The sequence below is a fragment of the Rhodococcus sp. 06-156-4 genome, from assembly GCF_002259345.1.
Lineage (GTDB): Bacteria > Actinomycetota > Actinomycetes > Mycobacteriales > Mycobacteriaceae > Rhodococcoides > Rhodococcoides fascians_E.
The window spans coordinates 36,144-53,680 of sequence record NZ_NPGB01000014.1 but is presented as its reverse complement, the minus strand read 5'-3'; the positions used below and the strand labels follow the sequence as shown (position 1 = coordinate 53,680).

General features: G+C 65.2%; 19 protein-coding genes. 12 read left to right on the top strand and 7 right to left on the bottom strand.

All coding sequences use genetic code 11. The features are described 5' to 3' along the window. Positions 1-88 precede the first annotated feature (88 nt). Positions 89-1,036, top strand: a complete 948-nt coding sequence (locus tag CH290_RS08330; protein WP_033190716.1) for an alpha/beta fold hydrolase — start codon at positions 89-91, stop codon at positions 1,034-1,036. Here the strand turns inward: CH290_RS08330 and CH290_RS08325 are convergent. From CH290_RS08325 to CH290_RS08310, 4 genes are all read right to left on the bottom strand, one after another. Continuing rightward, positions 1,019-1,645, bottom strand: coding sequence for an FHA domain-containing protein (locus CH290_RS08325; protein WP_019664410.1), 627 nt, complete (start codon positions 1,643-1,645; stop codon positions 1,019-1,021). The two genes, CH290_RS08330 and CH290_RS08325, sit on opposite strands and share 18 nt — an antisense overlap. Positions 1,646-1,691: 46 nt before the next feature. Continuing rightward, positions 1,692-2,360, bottom strand: coding sequence for a DUF8020 domain-containing protein (locus tag CH290_RS08320; RefSeq protein ID WP_019664409.1), 669 nt, complete (start codon positions 2,358-2,360; stop codon positions 1,692-1,694). Between the two features lie 185 nt (positions 2,361-2,545). After that, on the bottom strand, positions 2,546-3,877 hold the full coding sequence (locus CH290_RS08315) for an ammonium transporter (RefSeq protein ID WP_019664408.1): 1,332 nt from the start codon (positions 3,875-3,877) through the stop codon (positions 2,546-2,548). Positions 3,878-3,884: 7 nt separating this feature from the next. Continuing rightward, complete coding sequence (locus CH290_RS08310; protein WP_020111481.1) at positions 3,885-4,616, bottom strand: enoyl-CoA hydratase; 732 nt, start codon at positions 4,614-4,616, stop codon at positions 3,885-3,887. Between the two features lie 56 nt (positions 4,617-4,672). Here CH290_RS08310 and CH290_RS08305 point away from each other — a divergent pair, with 56 nt between their 5' ends. The 5 genes from CH290_RS08305 to CH290_RS08285 all read left to right on the top strand — a co-directional run bounded on the left by CH290_RS08305 (position 4,673) and on the right by CH290_RS08285 (position 9,606). Continuing rightward, complete coding sequence (locus CH290_RS08305) at positions 4,673-5,752, top strand: NAD(P)-binding domain-containing protein (RefSeq protein WP_033190715.1); 1,080 nt, start codon at positions 4,673-4,675, stop codon at positions 5,750-5,752. A 277-nt stretch (positions 5,753-6,029) separates the two neighbouring features. Then, positions 6,030-6,860, top strand: coding sequence for a mycofactocin-coupled SDR family oxidoreductase (locus CH290_RS08300; protein ID WP_033190821.1), 831 nt, complete (start codon positions 6,030-6,032; stop codon positions 6,858-6,860). Further along, on the top strand, positions 6,857-7,693 hold the full coding sequence (locus CH290_RS08295) for a mycofactocin-coupled SDR family oxidoreductase (protein ID WP_033190714.1): 837 nt from the start codon (positions 6,857-6,859) through the stop codon (positions 7,691-7,693). Before CH290_RS08300 ends, CH290_RS08295 begins: the two co-directional genes overlap by 4 nt. Further along, complete coding sequence (locus CH290_RS08290; protein WP_020111485.1) at positions 7,690-8,625, top strand: AAA family ATPase; 936 nt, start codon at positions 7,690-7,692, stop codon at positions 8,623-8,625. The genes CH290_RS08295 and CH290_RS08290 overlap by 4 nt, the downstream gene beginning before the upstream one ends. Before the next feature lie 63 nt (positions 8,626-8,688). After that, a complete protein-coding gene (locus tag CH290_RS08285) occupies positions 8,689-9,606 on the top strand; it encodes a vWA domain-containing protein (RefSeq protein ID WP_020111486.1) in 918 nt (305 codons plus the stop codon). Positions 9,607-9,624: 18 nt separating this feature from the next. Here the strand turns inward: CH290_RS08285 and CH290_RS08280 are convergent, their stop codons facing one another. Next, on the bottom strand, positions 9,625-10,236 hold the full coding sequence (locus CH290_RS08280) for a TetR/AcrR family transcriptional regulator (protein ID WP_020111487.1): 612 nt from the start codon (positions 10,234-10,236) through the stop codon (positions 9,625-9,627). A gap of 23 nt (positions 10,237-10,259) precedes the next feature. Here CH290_RS08280 and CH290_RS08275 point away from each other — a divergent pair, with 23 nt between their 5' ends. Continuing rightward, positions 10,260-11,108: an SDR family NAD(P)-dependent oxidoreductase gene (locus CH290_RS08275; RefSeq protein WP_196806166.1), complete on the top strand. Its 849-nt coding sequence runs from the start codon at positions 10,260-10,262 to the stop codon at positions 11,106-11,108. Here CH290_RS08275 and CH290_RS08270 read toward each other — a convergent pair. Then, positions 11,105-11,944, bottom strand: coding sequence for a uroporphyrinogen-III synthase (locus CH290_RS08270; protein WP_019664399.1), 840 nt, complete (start codon positions 11,942-11,944; stop codon positions 11,105-11,107). The two genes, CH290_RS08275 and CH290_RS08270, sit on opposite strands and share 4 nt — an antisense overlap. Before the next feature lie 78 nt (positions 11,945-12,022). Further along, on the bottom strand, positions 12,023-12,871 hold the full coding sequence (locus tag CH290_RS08265) for an aldo/keto reductase (RefSeq protein WP_019664398.1): 849 nt from the start codon (positions 12,869-12,871) through the stop codon (positions 12,023-12,025). Between the two features lie 56 nt (positions 12,872-12,927). Here CH290_RS08265 and CH290_RS08260 point away from each other — a divergent pair, with 56 nt between their 5' ends. The 5 genes from CH290_RS08260 to CH290_RS08240 are packed head-to-tail and all read left to right on the top strand — an operon-like array spanning position 12,928 to position 17,518. Then, complete coding sequence (locus CH290_RS08260) at positions 12,928-14,562, top strand: ABC-F family ATP-binding cassette domain-containing protein (RefSeq protein WP_033190713.1); 1,635 nt, start codon at positions 12,928-12,930, stop codon at positions 14,560-14,562. A 48-nt stretch (positions 14,563-14,610) separates the two neighbouring features. Continuing rightward, complete coding sequence (locus tag CH290_RS08255; protein WP_019664396.1) at positions 14,611-14,883, top strand: helix-turn-helix transcriptional regulator; 273 nt, start codon at positions 14,611-14,613, stop codon at positions 14,881-14,883. Further along, positions 14,880-15,413 (top strand): membrane protein, encoded by a 534-nt coding sequence (locus tag CH290_RS08250; protein WP_033190712.1) that lies wholly within the window; start codon positions 14,880-14,882, stop codon positions 15,411-15,413. Before CH290_RS08255 ends, CH290_RS08250 begins: the two co-directional genes overlap by 4 nt. 21 nt (positions 15,414-15,434) lie before the next feature. Further along, a complete protein-coding gene (locus tag CH290_RS08245; RefSeq protein ID WP_019664394.1) occupies positions 15,435-16,325 on the top strand; it encodes an ABC transporter ATP-binding protein in 891 nt (296 codons plus the stop codon). Continuing rightward, a complete protein-coding gene (locus CH290_RS08240; protein WP_020111492.1) occupies positions 16,322-17,518 on the top strand; it encodes an ABC transporter permease in 1,197 nt (398 codons plus the stop codon). Before CH290_RS08245 ends, CH290_RS08240 begins: the two co-directional genes overlap by 4 nt. Positions 17,519-17,537 lie beyond the last annotated feature (19 nt).

Sequence of the window (17,537 nt, the reverse complement as noted above, 5' to 3'; positions counted from 1 at the left end):
CGCGAAGAAACGCACGATGAATCAGGGCGTAACAGCAAGTCACGCGTCGGCGAATAGCCCTACACAGCGGCCGGAAACGGAGATCAGCATGAGCGAGCGAACCTACGGACGACGCACCGTCGTGACCGACGACGGCACTGCGCTCTCGGTGTTCGAGACCGGTCGCCGCGATGCGCCGCTCACCGTGGTGTTCGTGCACGGCCACTGCCTGGCGAAGGAATCCTGGTTCGACGTCCGAGACCAGCTGCGGCAGGCCTGGGGCGACGAGGTGCGGATGGTGTTCTACGACCACCGCGGACACGGCTCGTCGGCGACCGCCGACGCGTCGACGTACACGATCGAGCAGCTCGGACGCGACCTCGGGGCCGTGGTCAGGGCATTGGTCCCCACCGGCCGATACGTCGTGATCGGGCACTCGATGGGCGGGATGACCGCCATGTCCTACGCTCGCCAGCACCTCGGCGAGCTGGGCAGCCGCCTCGTCGGCGTCGGATTGATCGCGTCCGCCGCGAACGGCATCGCCGAGGAAGGACTCGGCGCCTGTCTCGCTCACCCCGTCGTGTCGATGTTCCGCACCGCTGTCCGACGCGCACCGAGCGTCATGGCCGCGTCGAAGCGCCTGAGCAGGGGAATCTGCGCGCCCATCGTGCGGGCGGCGGGCTGCGGATCGCGACGCGTCAGCCCGCGGGTGGTCGCCCTGGCGTCGGCGATGTTGAACGACACCTCGGTGGTGACCATGGCGGGATTCCTCGGATCGCTGCACGAATTCGACGAATCGGAGAACCTGCCGGCTCTCGCCGTGGTCCCGACGCTGGTCCTGTGCGGCTCCGACGATCTGATGACGCCGATACGCCACTCCCGCGTCATCGCCGACTTCCTTCCCGCGGCGCGGATGGTGACCGTGGAGAAGGCCGGGCACATGGTCATCCTGGAACGTGCCGGTGAGGTCGCCGACGCGGTGGCCACGCTCGTCGCCCAAGCCGACCCCGCCTCGCGTCACGATGGGGCGAGGCGCGTCCTAGAGGTCGCGTTGTGAGATGACCCCGCTGTGCATGGCGCGTTCGGCCAGCCTGACACGCTTCTGATTCTGCGGAAGGTCCTCGACTCCGAACTTGGCGAACAGCACCCGCAGATGCGTCTTGACGGCGTCGACGCTGAGGAAGATCTCCGACGCGATCTGCTGATTGGACGACGGGTTGGCGAAGGTCGCGTTGTGCTTGTACGGCCTGCACAGTGCGACGAGGACAGCTCGCTGCGTCTCGGTGAGTGACCGCGTACTCGGCATGTCGGATGCGATGCGCGTGGCCTCGTCGCCGACGCCGGAGAAGTCGTGGAAGGTCAGCAGCGACGTGCCGATGCGGATGGTGTCGCCGTGCCGCAGCCGGCGCCGCCCGGTCAGCCGGTCTCCGCCGACGAAGGTGCCGTTGCGGGAGAGCCCGTCGTCGACGATGGTCCAGTGGCCGCCCATCCATTCGACCGTCGCGTGCAGGCGCGAGACCTCGTGGTCGTCGGGGAAGGACACGTCCGCCTGTACGGACCGCCCGAGCGTCAGCCTGCCGAGCTCCGGCGACAGCGCGACGTCCCGACGTGTTCCGTCGTCGGCGTCGTATCGAAGGCGCGCACCGTCCTGCTCCCCAGGATTCACCGCTACATCCTGCTCCGGCCCGGCAGGCCGGAGCAAGACGCAGAAGCTACTTCTTGACGGGCGGTGCGTTCAGCAGGGTGATGAACGGTCCCGCATTGCTGGCGAGTGCGGACAGACCGCCGATGGCCGTTCCGGCGAGCGATGCCGTGGAACCGAGCAGCAGTGCGCCGCCGATGCAGCCCGCGAGTGGTCCTGCGCCGAAGAGCAGAGCTGCGGGTGCGGACACGACGCCGACCGCGACTGCGCCGAGCAGGCAGCCACCGACGAGTCCCGTTGCTGCACCCAGGAATCCGCCGACGGATGCCGACAGGCTCAGGTTGTCCTTGACGCCTGCGACTGCAGCGGGAAGGTCGACCTGCTGCAGGCCGGGAATCTGCGTCGACACCGGCGTCGCGGCCGCGGGCGACACGTCGGCGGTGAGCACTGCATGGTTGCCGTCGATCTCCGCGGCAACAGGGTGCGCGAGCCCCTCGAACGCGATGGACAGCGGAACCGAATCGACGAGGGCTCCGCCTGCGTCGCGGACGACCAGATGATTGTTCTCGTTGCTCAGTGTCCCTGCGGAGGTGTCGACGAGCACCTGGTCACCCTGTGCGGTGACGTTCCACCCCACGGGCGCGGGAGCGGGCGCCGGGTCCGCGTAGGACGTCCCCATTGCGGTCGTCATTGCGGCGATGACCAATGCCGACGTTGCTGCGAATCTACCGATCTTCATGTTCCCCGTCTTCCGGTGTCTGCTTCACACACCCCTTCTGGGTGCGGCGCAAAGCTACGGCGCGGAGCGAGTCCGCATACTGGACGACAGAGAGACGGGGCACGTCCATAGCGTTAACAGTGAATCAGTTCTACCCCAAAGGGACAGAACGGATTTCGTAGATTCAAGAACCGGTAATCGCCATCCTATTTCTTACCGAACAAGCCAGGCCCGTTGGACCCACCGTGACCGACGGCGAAGTCGTACGCCGACTCCGCGTGCTCGTGTTCGTCCAACCCGTCGGCTTCGTGTTGGGCGTCCGCACGCACACCCATGACGGCTTTGATTCCGAGTGCGATCAGGGCGGTCACGACGCCGGTGTAGGCCATCACGGCGACGACCGCAACGAACTGAACCCACAGCTGATGCAGTCCGCCGCCGTAGAACAGGCCGTCGACGCCCGCCGGCATGTCGGCGCTCGCCAGCAATCCGATCATCAGAGTGCCGACGATTCCGCCGACGAGGTGCACACCGACGACGTCCAGCGAATCGTCGTAACCGAAGCGGTACTTCAGGCCGATGGCCAGCGCACACAATGCTCCCGCTGCGATACCGATGCCCGCGGCACCGATCGGCGTCACCGCCGTACAGGACGGCGTGATCGCCACGAGTCCCGCGACGACCCCCGAGGCAGCACCGAAGGAGGTGGCCTTGCCGTCGCGGATCTTCTCGACGACGAGCCACGCCGCCATCGACATCGCGCCTGCCCCGAGGGTGTTCACCAACGCGACGGCGGCAACACCGTCGGCTGCCAGCGCCGAGCCTGCGTTGAAGCCGAACCACCCGAACCACAGCAACCCCGCACCGAGCATGACGGCGGGAAGATTGTGTGGGCGCATCGCTTCTCGCGGCCATCCCCGACGGTTGCCGACGACGAGCGCGAGAACCAGACCCGCCATTCCCGCGTTGATCTCGACGGCGGTGCCACCCGCGAAGTCGACCGCTCCCAAAGCATTCGAAATCCACCCGCCGGTCTCGGCGACCAGTCCGTCGAGAGAGAACACCCAGTGCGCCACCGGGAAGTACACGAGCGTCGCCCACAGTCCTGCGAACAGAACCCATGGCACGAACCGCATCCTGTCCGCGACGGCGCCGGAGATGAGCGCGACCGTGACCATTGCGAACCCCGCCTGAAACGCCGCGAACACCAAGCCGGGGACGGTCCCGACGAGCGGAATCGACACGGCGTCACCGGAATACGTTCCGCCCAGCAGATCACCGAGCCCGACGAACTGCAGCGGATTGCCGATCCAGCCGCCCAGCACACCGTCACCGAACACCATTCCGAACCCGAACAGCAACCACAGCAGCCACACGACGGCGATGGCCGACAGGCTCATCATCATCATGTTCAGCACACTCTTGGCGCGCACCATGCCGCCGTAGAAGAACGCGAGCCCCGGCGTCATCAGCAGCACCATCGCGGTGCAGACGAGCAGCCAGGCAGTGTCACCCGTGTCGGGTGCGCCGAGTGTCACCGGCCCCTCAACGACCCTGGAACTTCGGCTTGCGCTTCTCGGTGCGCGCGCGCCGCGCTTCCTTCAAGTCCTCGCTCGTCCACGCGGCACCGAACGCGTCCCACTGTTCCCGCGTCGGCTCGTCGTGCGTGCCGTCGTCGTTGAAGACGAGTTTGAGGTGCTTCAGCGCCAGCGGCGCAAGTTCGGTGATCGCCGACGCCCACTCCATCGCCACCGCGAGGTCGCCGCGCTTGTTCGCGAGACCGCTGGTGTAGGCGCGGTCGGCGTCGAGCCGCTCGCCGCCCATCAGGATCGTCCGGGCGACGCTGCCACCGGCGAGGGACGCCAGCCGCTTGATCGTCCAGTTGTTGACGGCGATGCCGAGCCTCGTCGACGGGATCTCGAAGAACGCACCGTCCGCCACCACGCGCAGATCACTCGCGATCGCGAGCTGCGTTCCCGCACCCACGGCCGGTCCGTTGATCGCGGCGATGACAGGAACAGGTGCACCGTCGACCGCCCTGAGCAGCGATTCGAGAGCCTCGGGGAACTCCTTGGCGAAGTCGTCGCCGTCCAGGTCCGCACCCGCGCAGAAGCTGGTTCCCTGGCCGGTGACGACGATGACGCGGGCATCGTCGGCGACGGCCTTCTCGATCCCCTCCCGCAGTGCCACGCACAGCTGGGTGTTCAAAGCGTTGCGGCGCTCGGGGCGCTGGAGCTCGAGGGTGACGACATCTCCGTCACGAGTCTGTCCGATCATGAGGTCAGACGTTACCCATCGGTAGATGTGAGCGACGACTGCGGGCTGATGTACTGGTGAACGTGATCGAAACAGATGTCGCCGTCATCGGGGCCGGCCAGGCAGGCCTGTCCGCGGGCTACCACCTCCGCCGAGCCGGGCTGGTGGCCGGCGAAGGATTCGTCATGCTCGACAGGTCTCCCGCCGCCGGAGGGGCGTGGCAGTACCGGTGGCCGTCGCTGACCCTCAGCACCGTCAACCGAGTCCACGACCTGCCGGGCATGGAGTTCGCCGAGGTGCTGACCGACGAGAATCCGGACGGAGTGATCGCCGCCGAGGCCGTCCCGCGCTACTACGACGTCTACGAGAAGAAGTTCGACCTGCAGGTTCGACGACCGGTCACCGTCACCGTGGTCTGCGACCGCGAACCCCGTTTCCGAGTCGAGTCGGAGGACATCGTGCTCTCGGCTCGCGGGCTGATCAACGCAACCGGAACCTGGGAAAAACCGTTCGTCCCGAGGTACCCCGGCGCCGAGACGTTCACCGGACGCCAACTCCACACCAAGGACTACCGCACAGCCGACGAGTTCGCCGGCAAGCACGTCGTGATCGTCGGCGGCGGCATCTCCGCTGTCCAACTGCTCGACGAGATCTCCCTCGTCACCTCCACGACCTGGGTGACACGGCGCGAACCCGAGTTCCGCGACAGCGACTTCGGACCCGACGCCGGACGCGCCGCCGTCGCCATGGTCGAAGAACGCGTCCGCGCCGGGCTGCCACCGGGATCCGTCGTCTCCGTCACCGGGCTGCTGCTGACCGACCGACTGAAGGCAGCACGCGACCGAGGCGCCCTGCACCGGCTACCGATGTTCAGCACCATCGAACCGGGCGGAGTGCGCTGGGCCGACGGTTCCTTCCTCGACGCCGACGTCATCCTCTGGGCCACCGGATTCCGCAGTGCACTCGACCACCTCGCACCCCTGCGGCTCCGGGGCCACGGCGGCGGCATCGTCATGGACGGACGCCTCGCCACCCGCGTCGCCTCCGACCACCGCGTCCACCTCCTCGGCTACGGTCCCTCCGCCAGCACCATCGGCGCCAACCGCGCCGGCCGAGCCGCAGTGACCGAACTCCTCGACACCCTCGGCAGCAGATAGCTCGCCGAGTTCGCACTTGTGCAGGTGATTCTGCCGATTCGATCTGAACAAGTGCGAACTCGAGATCGGTAGTGAAGTTCCGGATCCGGTTCTTACCCGAAACCGTCGGTTACACGTAGAAAATTCAAGCAAATCGCCCACTTCTGCACTGAGTGTCGGATAGGTTTCTTTGCATGCCCTCCATCTTGGGCGTCCTGCCGCGGAACGTACCGCCTCGGTGCGTGAACGTTCCGCGCTCGCACAGGTTTTCACCGCACACGAACAAGGAAGTTCGCACATGGGAAAGCTCGACGGGAAAGTTGCATTCATCACCGGCGCCGCACGCGGCCAAGGCAGAAGCCACGCGCTGAAACTGGCCCAGGAAGGTGCCGACATCATCGCGATCGACATCTGCGAGCAGGTCGGCTCCGTCGGGTATCCGCTCGCCACCGAGGAGGACCTCGCCGAGACGGTCCGCCAGGTCGAAGCTCTGGATCGACGGATCGTCGCCTCCAAAGCCGATGTCCGTGACACCGCCCAGGTCACCAAGGCCGTCGACGACGGCGTGGCCGAACTCGGTCGCCTCGACATCGTTCTCGCGAATGCAGGCATCGCCACGTTCGCACCGCTCGAGGACCTGACGGACGACGTCTGGGACGAGATGATCGCGATCAATCTCACCGGCGTGTTCAAGACCGTCCGCGCCGCCGTGCCGCACCTCAAGGCCGGCGGGAACGGGGGCGCGATCGTGTTGACCAGCTCCACCGCCGGGATCAAGGGCCTGGCCAACCTGGCGCACTACGTCGCTGCCAAACACGGAGTAGTCGGGCTGGTCAAGACATTCGCAAACGAACTGGCACCCTTCGACATTCGCGTGAACTCGGTACACCCCACCTCGGTGAACACGGACATGATCCACAACTCGGAGACGTACAACCTCTTCCTGCCGGACACCCCGAATCCCACGAAGGAAGATGCGGGCGCCGCGTTCAAGACACTCAACGCACTTCCGATCGAGTGGGTCGAACCCGTCGACATCTCCAATGCCATCGCCTTCCTGGTGTCCGACGACGCTCGCTACATCACCGGAGTCCAGTTGCCCGTCGACGCCGGGTCGGTGATCAAGTGACCGGAACCCTCGAAGGCAAGGTAGCCTTCATCACCGGAGCTGCCCGCAACCAAGGCCGCAGCCACGCGCTCCGGCTCGCCGAGGAAGGCGCGGACATCATCGCCGTCGACATCTGCGGACCCGTCGACACCATCGAAATGTACCCTGCCGCAACGCGTGCCGAACTGGATGACACCGTGAAGCAGGTGGAGGCACTCGATCGTCGCATCGTCGCCACCCAGGTGGACGTCCGCGACTCGGCGGGCCTGAAGAAGGCCGTCGACGACGGGGTTGCCGAGCTCGGACGCCTCGACATCGCCCTCGGCAACGCCGGCGTCTTCGAGATTTCACCCGCGCTCGACATCACCGACGACGCCTGGCGCACCATGATCGACGTCAACCTCACCGGTGTGTGGAACACGTGCAAGGCGGCGCTCCCCCACATCGTCGCCGGCGGACGCGGTGGATCGATCGTCCTGACCAGCTCGACGGCAGGTCTGAAGGGCACCCCGAACACCGTGCACTACACCGCAACCAAACACGGCGTCGTCGGCATCATGCGAACGCTGGCGAACGAGTTCGGCCAGCACAGTATCCGCGTCAACACCGTTCATCCCACCGGTGTGGACACCGTGATGATTCAGAACCCGAAGACGTGGGGTCTGTTCGCGCCCGACGACCCGAACCCGAGCCGCGAGAAGGCCGAGCCGATCTTCGCGACCACCAACACACTGCCCATCCCGTGGGTCGAACCGATCGACATCTCCAATGCCATCGCCTTCCTGGTCTCGGATGCCGCCCGATACATCACGGGGGCAACCATTCCCGTCGATGCGGGATACACGATCAAATGACGCTGCTGACGTCGATCACCGATGTGCGCCGCCGGATCGCGGCGCACATCGTCGGGCGGGATCGTGAACTCGACCTGCTGCTGGCTGCCGTGGCCGCCGGGCGAGATCTGCTGATCGAGGGTCCGCCCGGCACCAGCAAATCCACACTGCTCGGCGCGATCACGGCGGACTGGGGCATCCCGCTGCTGTTCGTCGAAGGCAACGCCGACCTGACGCCGGCTCGAATCGTCGGGCATCACAATCCATCTCGGGTACTCCGGGAGGATTACAGTGAGGACAACTTCGTACCGGGCCCGCTGGTCGAGGCCATGCGCACCGGCGGTTTCCTGTACGTCGAGGAATTCAATCGTGCGCCCGAGGACACGCTCAACACTCTGCTGACGGCCATGGCCGAACGCAGAATCACCATCCCCCGCGTCGGAACGGTGTCCGCTCTGCCGTCGTTCCGCGTGGTGGCGTCGATGAACCCGTACGACAACGTCGGCACCACTCGACTCTCCACCAGCGTGCACGACCGGTTGTGCCGCTTGGCCATCGGATACCAGGACGCCGAGGCCGAGCGCGGAATCGTAGCCCTGAGAACCGAATCCGACTCTCTCAGACTGATCGCCGACGCCGTCGCCATCACCCGGGCGACTCGTGAACACGAGGACATCACCCAGGGCAGCAGCGTCCGAGGAGCGATCGATCTGACGCTCGTGGCCTGGCAACTGGCGTCGTTGCGCGAGGTGACGGTCCCCGACGTCACCGACATCGAACCCCCGCGCGACTTACCCGACGACTACCGACAGGTGATGCTCGACGCCGTCTACGTCGCCCTGTCCGGGCGTATCCACGTCGACGATACCGCCGACGCCACGCCGGAAACGATCCTGTACCGGATATGGGAAGACCACTTCCTGCTTCAGCCGGCTGCCGCCGCTCCGGGTTGAAGAGCAGTACCGGCGGATTCACCCGTCCGTCGACCGAGTTCGAAAACCTCGGCACTGACGCCGTTGCGCCGCAAACCGAAACAGCTCACCGAATCACCGTCCCTGTATCGCCCGGGCGCCGGTGGAGTCGTTCTCGTCGCCGACGGCCGCGGTCGGCCTGGACACGCTGCCGGTGAGAACAATCCGTCGGCACCCGGTTTCACCGACGAGTCCGCCGAGATCATCTCGCTGTTCGAGGCAAGCGAGAACACCACCATCGATGCCGCGACGCGGGCCAGAGCCCGAAAGATCGCTGCACGCCTGGCAGTTCGCCGCCCCCGACGCGACGTCCGCGCTCGCCGTGGAATCGGCGAACTGACGTCGCTGCGATACCGCGACGGCTCCGACGAACTCGACATGGACCGGACGATCGACGTGCTCGCAGCCAACCCGTATCCCGAGGACGACGACATCGTCGTACGCGAGCGGCTGCACACCAAGAGGTCGATCGTTCTCGTCGTCGACATCTCGGGATCGATGAAGGGGGAACGGGTACGTACCGCGGCGGCGACGGTGGGTGCGGTGGCGGGTGAGCTGAACGCGGACGATCTGGCTGTCGTCGCATTCTGGTCCGACGCCGCAGTGCTCGCCCGGTTCGGCGATCCGACGACCCCGCTCGGGATTCTCGACACCGTGCTGAGCATCCCGGCTCGTGGACTGACGAACGTGCAGTTCGCGCTCGAGACTGCGGCGGGACTTCTGCGTACGGTCTCGTCACCCGACAAGCGTGTGCTGCTGCTCTCGGACTGCGTACACAACGCCGGACCCGACCCCCGCTACGTCGCCGCATCGATTCCCCGGCTCGACGTCCTGCTCGACGCCTCCGGTGAACACGACGTCGATCTGGGACGTGATCTCGCACGCCTCGGTCACGGCCGCATTCGAACAGTGCGCACCTACCGCGACGTCGGACCTGCCCTGACGGCGTTCTTCGACGGCTGACCCCGCGTACCGCCGGACTCATCGAACCGCCCGATACCGCGCCTCCATGGTTGCCACGGCCTCCAGGACCGCACGATCACACTGTTCCGCACTCGGCGACCAGTCCACGAGCAGCAACTTCGGCCAGAACACGAAGTTCGAGATCATTCCGAGAAACTGGGTAGCTGCGAGCTCGGCGTCCTCGACGACGAACCGTCCGGACTCGTTCGTGGTGTCGAACCACGCTCTGACCGAATCGAAGTACGGCATCTTTCCGAGGTCGAACTGCGTGCGTCCGAGCTCCGGAAATCGCGGCACCTCCGCTATGACGATCCTGAACAGGGCCACCATTTCGGGTCGACCGAGAAGTTCGACGTATCGGCGTCCGAGCCCGACCAGATCGACGTCACTGGGCAGGTCTTCGCTGCCTCCCGGTGTCCACGATTCGCGCACGATTGCTTCGAACAACGTCGCCTTGGTCGGAAACTGTTTGAACAAGGTGGCTTTCGAAACGCCGGAAGCGTCCGCGATTTTCGCCAGCGAAGTCCGATCGTAGCCGGATTTCAGGAACAGGTCGGTGGCCGCTCGAACGATGGCAGCTCGCTTTTCCTCGGCGATTCCGCGGTGATAATCCGACGGTCGTGTTGGCATCTCTGCATTCTGCACGAGGTGAGGTGAGTCGCTTGACTCACCTCACCTCTCTGATCTACGTTCGCATGGTGAGTCAATCGACTCACCACTTCGAGCAGGAGGCATTCATGGGTGAATTCGACGGCATCACAGTGTTGATCACAGGAGGAGCAGGCGGACAGGGACAGAGCCACGCGCGGGCGTATCACGCAGCCGGTGCGAACGTGGTGGCGGCAGGACGGTCGGACGCCGTCGACGACGTGGCCGAGGAACTCGGTGAGCGGGCCGTCGCCGTTCGCTTGGACGTCACTCGCCCACAGGAGTGGGCGTCGGCAATCGACGTCGCGGAGTCCCGGTTCGGACCTGTGTCGATTCTTGTCAACAACGCGGGTATCCAGAACCCGGCGGCAACCATCGAGGACACCGACCCCGCCGCATGGAACCGAATCCTCGACGTGAACCTCACCGGTCAATTTCTGGGGATCAAGGCGGTGACACCCTCGATGAGACGTGGGGGCGGCGGAGTCATCGTCAACATCGCATCGACGATGGCGCACGGAGGAACTGCGATGTACGCACCGTACGTCGCCGGCAAGTGGGCTCTCTTGGGTTTGACGAAATCTGCGGCCCTCGAGTTGGGGCGAGACAACATCAGAGTCAATTCGGTCAGTCCTGGCGTGATCGAAACCCCGTTCGTCACGCATCCCACCGCACCGGGAGAGCGACCCATAACGGACTTCTATTCACCTGAGCCCTTTGCGATTCCGCGACTCGGACGTCCCGAGGACATCACCGAGGCACTCCTGTATCTCACCTCACCGAGGGCGTCGTTCGCCACCGGCTCCGACCTCGCCGTCGACGGCGGCATGCTGCTCGGCCCCGCGTTGCGCTAGCTCTTCTCGCCCAGCTCGTCCACCACGTACTTGGCCAGCGAACCCAACCTCGCTCGGTCGGGCATACGCGTCGGAACACCCAGAGCGTCGAGCGGCGCCGAGGTGACCGGACCGACGCAGATGGCGGCGACGGGACCCGAAAGGGCAGTGAGGAATTCGTCGAGCATGCCGTTGTCCTTGGCTGTCGACAACATCGAGGCCACCGCAGGCGCGCTGGTGAAGGTGACGGCGTCGACCTCGTGGTTCAAGATCGTGGCCAGCAGATCGATCAACGGCTGCTGATCCACAGGCCGGATCCAGCGGTAGACACCGATGGCGCGAACGGAGGCGCCGAGTTGTTCGAGCGATTCGCTCAGATGAATCGTCGGCTCCCATTCGGTGATGGTGCCGTGAAGCTGCACTGCGACATCCACGCCCGCGATCCCCTCGGACTCGAGGTGATCGGCTACTTCCTGCGACGCCTCGGTGGCCGGGGACCAGACTTCGCGGAGTCCGGCGCCGCGAATCGCGCCGCGCGCCTTGGGTCCTCGCGCAATGATGCGGGAATTCCCCAGAGCGCTCAGCAGCGCATCACGGGAATCCCAGGTCTCCGCGGCGTCGAGCCAACCGCGGAAACCGATACCGGTACTGATCACGACCAGCTCCGGCGGATGCGCGATGATGCCTTCGGTCTTCTCCCGCAGATTGGAATCGTCGACGAGGGGAAGTACGTGAATCGCGGGAACGTGCACGGTACGGGCGCCCCGGCGCTCGAGAAGAGTCGCGAACTCGTCGGCCCGACGCTCGGCCGTCAGCGCGATCGTTTTCCCCGTCAACGGTGCCATGCCGCTCAGCATAAGCGCCGAGGGCCGGCCCACCTACACACGCGCGGACGCAGACCCTGGGGTCTGCGTCCGCGCGTGAGTGAAGAGAAATCAGGACGAGAACTTGTCCGGATCCGGGCCGGTACGGCCGTCAGCAGAGTCGAGTGCGTTGATCTGCTGGATCTCGTCGTTCGACAGCTCGAAGCCGAACACGTCGAAGTTGCTCGCGATGCGCTCGGGAGTGACCGACTTGGGGATCACGACGTTGCCGAGCTGGATGTGCCAACGCAGAATGACCTGCGCCGGGGTGACGCTGTGAGCGTCGGCGATCGGCTTCAGGGCGGGCTCCTCGAGAACCGTGCCGGAGCCGAGCGGGCTCCAGGCCTCGGTCGCGATGCCGTGCTTGGTGTGGAAAGCCCGCAGTTCCTCCTGGATGAGGCGCGGGTGAAGCTCGATCTGGTTGATCGACGGCGTCTCGCCCACGGCGTCGGCCAGCTTCTCCAGCGTCGGGATCGTGAAGTTCGAGACGCCGATGGACCCGACACGTCCGTCGGCCTTCAGCTTCTGGAACGCCTTGAACGTGTCGATGTACTTGTCGCGGTCCAGCTGCTGCCAGTGAATGAGGTACAGGTCCAGGTACTCGAGGCCGAGGCGCTCCAGACTGGCGTCGAAGGCCTTCAGCGTGGAGTCGTAACCCTGGTCGTCGTTCCACAACTTGGTGGTGACGAACAGCTCGTCGCGGGCGATGCCGGACTCCGCGATCGCCTTACCGGTACCGGTCTCGTTCTCGTAGACCTTGGCGGTGTCGATGCTGCGGTAACCGACCTTCAGAGCCTCGGCTACCGCGTCGTGCGCGCCGTCGTCCGGGACCTGCCACACGCCGAAGCCGAGCTGCGGAATCGCATGTCCGTCGTTGAGGGTGATCGTCGGGACAGTGCTTGTCTGCGGTGAAAACGTCATACGAAGGCCAACGGTCGGCGGTGCGAGTCTGTTCCCTGGCAGGGAATACTGATCGGGTGACTGCCACGCTCCGTATCGACGACCTTGCTGCTTTTCACGGTGACCGCACGCTGTTCTCAGGCCTCGACCTCACCGTGACCGAAGGCGATGTCATCGGCCTCGTCGGAGCCAACGGTGCAGGTAAATCGACGTTGCTCACGCTTCTGGCCGGCGTCGGAACCGCCGATTCCGAGGGGGAGATCTACACGAGCCCGCCCGACGCCACCGTCGGATATCTCGCGCAGGAACCCGAACGTATCGCCGATGAAACCATCGTGGAGTTCGTCGGACGACGAACCGGCGTCACGGCCGCTGAGCAGGCGATGAACGATGCAGCCGAAGCCCTCGGCGACGACGACGGTGAGGATCGTTACACTCCCGCGTTGGAGCGATGGCTTGCCCTCGGCGGCGCCGATCTCGCCGAGCGGACGGCGAAGGTGCTCGCCGACCTCGGTCTCGATGTCGATGGAAGCGCGCTCATGACGTCGTTGTCCGGTGGCCAGGCTGCCCGGGCAGGCCTCGCTGCCATTCTGCTGGCCCGGTACGACATTCTGCTGCTCGACGAGCCGACCAACGACCTCGACCTGGCCGGCCTCGAGCAGTTGGAACGGTTCGTGGTCGAAACGCGAGCGGCGATCGTCGTCGTCAGCCACGACCGTGAGTTCCTGGCCAGGACGGTCACCGGCATCGTCGAGTTGGATCGCGCGCAACACCGCATCGACGTGTACGACGGGGGTTACGAGTCCTACCTCGCCGAGCGAGAGATCGCCCGTCAGCACGCGCGGGAGAAGTACGACGAATTCGCCGACACCAAGGCCTCGCTCGAATCTCGTGCGCAGATGCAGCGCAACTGGATGGAATCCGGTGTCCGCAATGCACGCCGCAAGGCGACCGACAACGACAAGATCAGCCGCAAGACTCGGGCGGAGTCCACCGAGAAGCAGGCCGCGAAAGCCCGTCAGACGCAGCGGCGCATCGAACGGCTCGAGGTGGTCGAAGAGCCCCGCAAGGAGTGGGAGCTGCGCATGGAGATCGCAGCTGCACCCCGAAGCGGGACCGTCGTGTCGGTGCTGAGCGGTGCTGTCGTCCGTCGGACAGGTTTCACGTTCGGACCCGTCACCACGCAGATCGAATTCGGTGACAGAGTCTTGATCACGGGCGAGAACGGCTCGGGCAAGACCACATTGCTGTCCGTTCTGCTCGGAAAACTCGTTCCCGACGACGGGACGGCGTCCCTGGGTTCCGGCGTCGCGATCGGCGAAATCGATCAGGCTCGTGGGCTGTTCACCGGGACAGCGACCGTATCGGACTCGCTGAGCGCAGCAGTCCCCGACTGGCCCGACGCCGATGTGCGGACCCTCCTGGCGAAATTCGGCCTACGCGGCGACGATCCCCTCCGGCCTGCAGGCTCCCTGTCCCCCGGTGAACGCACCCGCGCGGCCTTGGCCCTGCTGCAGGCGCGCGGCGTCAACCTTCTGGTGCTCGACGAGCCGACGAACCACTTGGACCTTCCGGCCATCGAGCAGTTGGAACGGGCGATGGAGAACTTCGAGGGCACGCTCCTGCTGGTCACCCACGACCGCCGCATGCTGGGCACCGTCCGGGCGACCCGTCGGTGGACCATGACGTCGGGGCAACTCACCGAGGCCTGACGTTATCCATGGTTGACAGATCGTTGGGTTTATACAACACTTTGTTCCATGAGCCCCGTCAAGCGTGGGAACACGCTCCCGATCTTCAACCGGGTGGGAGTTCTGCGGGCCGAACGAAAGATGAGCCGCGCGCAACTCGCCGAACTCATCGAAGTCAACCCGCAGACAGTGGGCGCCCTCGAGCGGGGCGACCACTATCCGAGCCTCGACCTGGCACTGCGCATCTGTGAAGTATTCGACCTTCCCGTCGAAGCAGTGTTCTCGCGCAAGGAACTCGGTCCACTCTCCGCCGAACTGTTCAGAAGGGAGAACGACAAGTGACCACCCCCGACTCGAACATTCTGACGCGCTACCAGGACTACCGCACACGCAGGTTTCTCGAGAACGACGCGAAGACTCGGCACATGCTGCCGAAGTGGCGAACCCAGAAGCGCCGTCGAATCCTTGCGGTTGCAGTAATTTCCACCCTCGTCGCGCTTCTCGCCATCGCTGTTGCATCGCTGTTCTGGAAGTGGGCACCCATCCTGTGGGTCGCCGGCACCGTCGCCTTCCTCGTGCTGTGGACGATGCTGCAAACCGCCTCCGGCCGCCACAGCGATGCACCCGTGGGCGCACTCGACGAATGGGAAGTACAGCAGCGCAACGAGGCTCGGTCGATCGGCTTGACCGTCACCCAGGGCCTCGTCATGGTCTCGGTGTTCACGCTGATCATCCTCGCCACCGGATACGAGAACGAGCGACTCGCCTACGCAGGCGCGTTGTGGACACTCGTCAGCCTGATGGCCGGAATCTGCTCCCCGGCAATGATTCTCGCCTGGATCACTCCCGACCTCGACCCGGAAGACCTCTGAGAAACGAGAAGAAAGGGCACCATGAGCACCCTTACGATCGACAACATCTCCAAGAGATACGGCGACAAGATCGCCCTCGACTCCCTGAAGTTCGACGTACACCCCGGTGAACTCTTCGGCTTCGTCGGCAGCAACGGCGCAGGCAAGACCACCACCATGCGCATCACCCTCGGCGTACTGTCCGCCGACTCCGGGCAGGTCCTGCTCGGCGGCAAACCCGTCGACCTCGATGTCCGCCGCACCATCGGCTACATGCCGGAGGAACGCGGCCTCTATCCCAAGATGAAGGTCGGCCCGCAGCTCGCGTATCTGGCCGAACTGCACGGCCTTTCACCGTCGGACGCCAAGTCGGCCGTAGGCACGTGGACCGAACGACTCGGTATCTCGGAACGACTGAACGACACCGTCGACGCACTCAGCCTGGGCAACCAGCAGCGCGTTCAGCTCGCCGCGGCACTCGTGCACGACCCCGCGGTTCTGGTACTGGACGAGCCGTTCTCCGGTCTCGACCCGGTTGCCGTCGACGTCATGAGCGACGTACTCCGCGAGAAAGCGTCGTCCGGAGTCCCGGTGATCTTCTCCAGCCACCAGTTGGATCTCGTGCAACGACTGTGCGACCGAGTCGGCATCATCGCCGCCGGATCCATGAAAGCCGTCGGCACCGTCGACGAACTCCGCGGATCAGGTGATGCGCAACTCGAAGTACACGCACCGAACGCCCAGCCCGGCTGGGCCGACGGCATCGCAGGCGCCCGGGCCGTCAGTCACAGCGCCGGCCGGACGCTCCTCTCGATCGCACCGGGAACCGACGACCAGGCCATCCTTCGTGCCGCCCTCGCCACCGGACCCGTACACGAATTCTCCTTCCACAAACCGTCGTTGAGCGACCTGTTCCGAGAGGCAGTGGCATGAGCACCCAAGTATCTTCGAGCCGGGCAATCGGCCTGATCGCCAAGCGCGAGTTCACCGTTCAGGTGATGAAGAAAAGCTTCGTCATCTCCAACGTCATCATTCTCGCCGTCATCATCGGCGGCATCATCGCGTACTCCATCTTCGCGGGCGGAGACGACGAAGACCGCGACGTCGTCGGCATCGTCGGCGACCAACAGATCGCGGCCGTCATCACCGCCACCGGAGACGCCGTCGGCAGCCCCGTCGACATCCGCGAGATCGCCGACGCCGACGCAGCTCGATCGGACGTCGAATCCGGCGACGTCGCAGTAGCTCTCGTACCGGCGGGATCCGGCGCCTACACCGCGATCACCGATTCCGAGCTCACCGGAGCACTGCGAGCCGTCGTCGAAGGCAGTGTCCAATCGCAGGCTACCGACGCCGCGCTGGCGCAGCAAGGCGTCGACCGGGACGCCGTCGCAACCGCCGTCGCGAACGCAACGGTCACGGTCGAAGCTATCGACCCGCCGGATCCCGAAGCAGGACAACGAGTTGCGCTGTCTCTGGCTGCCGTGTTCATCCTGTACGCCCAGATCATCGGCTTCGGAATGTACGTTGCCATGGGCGTCGTCGAAGAGAAGTCCTCGCGCGTCGTCGAACTGCTGCTCTCCACCGTCAGGCCGCTTCAGTTGCTGTGGGGCAAGATCCTCGGCATCGGAGCCGTCGGAATCCTGCAACTCGCCCTCTACGGTGCGGCAGGTGTGGGCGCCGGACTTGCAACGGGCACACTCACCATCACCGGAACCGCGATCAGCGTCTTCGCCGGCACCCTCGGCTGGTTCGTGCTCGGCTTCGCCTTCTTCGCGGTCCTGTACGCAGCCGGTGGATCGATGGTCTCCAGGCAAGAAGACGTCAATTCGACGACGATGCCGCTCCTGTTGCTGATCATGGCAATGTTCTTCGCGGCGTTCTACTCGGTCGGCGACCCGGAGAGCACACTCAGCAACGTTCTCAGCTGGATTCCGCCGTTCTCCGCCGTCATGATGCCGCTCCGTATCGCAGCAGGCGTCGCGCCGGTCTACCAGATCATCGGAACCGCCCTCATCATGGCGGCCACCACCGCGGCACTCGCCGTCGTCGCCGCCAAGATCTACCAGCGGTCCATTCTGCGCATCGGCAAGACCGTCACGTGGAAGGAAGCATTCGCCCGTTAGGATCCGGGAGTGGAGCCTG

What these genes read in the sequence shown, in the direction of transcription:
- CH290_RS08265 (WP_019664398.1), bottom strand. Translation starts at nt 12,871, where the DNA reads ATGACGTTTTCACCGCAGACAAGCACTGTCCCGACGATCACCCTCAAC.
- CH290_RS08300 (WP_033190821.1), top strand. Translation starts at nt 6,030, where the DNA reads ATGGGAAAGCTCGACGGGAAAGTTGCATTCATCACCGGCGCCGCACGC.
- CH290_RS08245 (WP_019664394.1), top strand. Translation starts at nt 15,435, where the DNA reads ATGAGCACCCTTACGATCGACAACATCTCCAAGAGATACGGCGACAAG.
- CH290_RS08330 (WP_033190716.1), top strand. Translation starts at nt 89, where the DNA reads ATGAGCGAGCGAACCTACGGACGACGCACCGTCGTGACCGACGACGGC.
- CH290_RS08240 (WP_020111492.1), top strand. Translation starts at nt 16,322, where the DNA reads ATGAGCACCCAAGTATCTTCGAGCCGGGCAATCGGCCTGATCGCCAAG.
- CH290_RS08270 (WP_019664399.1), bottom strand. Translation starts at nt 11,944, where the DNA reads ATGCTGAGCGGCATGGCACCGTTGACGGGGAAAACGATCGCGCTGACG.
- CH290_RS08320 (WP_019664409.1), bottom strand. Translation starts at nt 2,360, where the DNA reads ATGAAGATCGGTAGATTCGCAGCAACGTCGGCATTGGTCATCGCCGCA.
- CH290_RS08280 (WP_020111487.1), bottom strand. Translation starts at nt 10,236, where the DNA reads ATGCCAACACGACCGTCGGATTATCACCGCGGAATCGCCGAGGAAAAG.
- CH290_RS08290 (WP_020111485.1), top strand. Translation starts at nt 7,690, where the DNA reads ATGACGCTGCTGACGTCGATCACCGATGTGCGCCGCCGGATCGCGGCG.
- CH290_RS08255 (WP_019664396.1), top strand. Translation starts at nt 14,611, where the DNA reads ATGAGCCCCGTCAAGCGTGGGAACACGCTCCCGATCTTCAACCGGGTG.
- CH290_RS08310 (WP_020111481.1), bottom strand. Translation starts at nt 4,616, where the DNA reads ATGATCGGACAGACTCGTGACGGAGATGTCGTCACCCTCGAGCTCCAG.